Here is a 2,040-nt window from a genome sequence, read left to right as displayed (position 1 = left end):
GGCCGTCGACGGCGGCCAGCACCGGCCGGGGCAGCTCGACGACGGCCCGCAGCAGCTCCACCACGTCGGCCGGGGAGCCGCTGCCGTCCCGGAGGTCGGCGCCGGCGCAGAAGGTGCCACCGGTGTGGGTGAGCAGCACCGCCCGCACGGAGTCGTCGTTGCCGGCGGCGGTGAGGTGGGTGCGCAGTTCGCTGACGAGCCGCACGGACAGCGCGTTGCGGTTGTGCGGGGAGTCCAGCGTGAGGACGGCGATGCCTCGGTCGTCGCTCCGGTGGACCAGCTCACCCGGGGTGTCGGGGGTCGGGTCGGTCATGCGGATCTCCTCGCTGGCGGGTGTGCGGACGGGTCGGCCGTCGCCCCCGGCGCCTTCAGTAGGACTTGGGCAGTCCGAGGGACTGATGGGAAATGTAGTTGAGGATCATCTCCCGGCTCACGGGGGCTATCCGCGCCACCCGGGCGGCGTTGATCAGGGACGCCAGACCGTACTCGGTGGTGAGGCCGTTGCCGCCCAGGGTGTGCACGGCCTGGTCGACGGCCCGGATGTTGGCCTCGGCCGCGGCGTACTTCGCCATGTTGGCGGCTTCCCCGGCCCCCGCGTCGTCGCCGGTGTCGTAGAGGTGGGCGGCCTTGGCGGTCATGAGCGCGGCCAGTTCCAGGTCGACGTGCGCCTGGGCGAGGGGGTGCGCGACGGCCTGGTGGGCGCCGATCGGCGCGTGCCAGACGGTGCGGGTGCGGGCGTACTCGACCGCGCGGCCCAGCGCGTAGCGGCCCATTCCCAGGGCGAACGCGGCCGTCATGATGCGTTCCGGGTTGAGGCCGGCGAACAGTTGCAGCAGTCCTGCGTCCTCGTCGCCGACGAGGGCGTCGGGGGGCAGCCGCACGTCGTCCATGACGAGTTCGAACTGCTTCTCCGGAGCGGCGAGTTCCATCGGGATGTGGTGGCGCTCGAAGCCGGGCGTGTCCCGCGGGACGACGAACAGGCACGGCTTGAGCCGTCCGGTGCGGGCGTCCTCGGTGCGGCCCACGACGAGGGTGGCGTCGGCGATGTCCACACCGGAGATGTAGATCTTGCGTCCGGTGAGCAGCCAGTCGCCGGTGGCCCGGTCGCGGCGGGCGGTCGTGGTGATGCGGTGGGAGTTGGAGCCGGCTTCGGGTTCGGTGATGCCGAAGGCCATCTTGCGGCTGCCGTCGGCCAGGCCGGGCAGCCAGCGGGCCTTCTGCTCCTCGGTGCCGAAGCGCGCGATGACCGATCCGCAGATGGCCGGCGAGACGACGAGCATCAGCAGCGGGCAGCCCTGCGCGCCGAGTTCCTCCAGCACGATCGCCAGTTCGCGCATGCCGCCGCCGCCACCGCCGTGGCTCTCCGGCAGGTTGACCCCGAGATATCCCAACGCACCTGCTTCCGCCCAGAGTTCGTCGGTGTGCCTGCCGTCGCGGGTGACGGCGGTGAAGTACTCCCGCCCGTAGCGGGCGCCGAGCGCGGCGACGGCGGCCCGCAGGGCCCGCTGTTCCTCGGTCTCCAGCAGTGCTGACGTCATGACGCGGGCTCCTCGGTGACGACGGCGAGCAGGGCACCGACCTCGACCTGGCGGCCGGGTTCGGCGTGCAGTGCGGTGAGCGTGCCGGCGGCGGGAGCGGTGACGCGGTGCTCCATCTTCATCGCCTCCAGCCAGAGCAGTGCCTGGCCGGCCGCCACCGGGTCACCGACGGCGAGGCCCTCGGCGACGCGGGAGACGGTGCCGGGCATCGGGGCGAGCAGCGAGCCGGGTTCGGTGCTCGCCCGCGGGACGGGGAAGCGGGGGCGGGCGGTGAACGTCCAGTTGCCCGCCGCGGAGTCGACGTGGACGCGGCTGCCGTACCGGGCGACGCGGTAGGTGCGGCGCAGACCGCCGCTCTCCAGGACGACGCGCTCTCGGCTGACGGCCGCCGCCCGCACCTGCGGATGGTCCTCGGCGCGGGGGCCGTCCCGGTCGAGGCGGTAACGGACCTCATGCTCGGTGCCGTCCGGCTCGGCGCGGTAGACCCGCAGCTGGGGCTGGG

Annotated in this window: 3 protein-coding genes; all 3 read right to left on the bottom strand. The window is 73.3% G+C overall.

Annotated elements, in window-relative coordinates; translation table 11 throughout:
- On the bottom strand, positions 1-313 hold a 313-nt coding region (locus ACYVE9_RS24405; protein WP_461030058.1), incomplete at its 3' end, for an enoyl-CoA hydratase-related protein.
- A 55-nt stretch (positions 314-368) separates the two neighbouring features.
- On the bottom strand, positions 369-1,538 hold the full coding sequence (locus ACYVE9_RS24400; protein ID WP_461030057.1) for an acyl-CoA dehydrogenase family protein: 1,170 nt from the start codon (positions 1,536-1,538) through the stop codon (positions 369-371).
- Positions 1,535-2,040: acyl-CoA carboxylase biotin carboxyl carrier protein subunit (locus tag ACYVE9_RS24395; protein WP_461030056.1), on the bottom strand; the 506-nt coding region annotated here is incomplete at its 5' end. The genes ACYVE9_RS24400 and ACYVE9_RS24395, both read right to left, overlap by 4 nt.

Source organism: Streptomyces sparsus, from assembly GCF_054776295.1.
The sequence above is the reverse complement of the archived record's forward strand: the minus strand, read 5'-3'. Positions and strand labels throughout refer to the sequence as shown.

What these genes read in the sequence shown, in the direction of transcription:
- ACYVE9_RS24400 (WP_461030057.1), bottom strand. Translation starts at nt 1,538, where the DNA reads ATGACGTCAGCACTGCTGGAGACCGAGGAACAGCGGGCCCTGCGGGCC.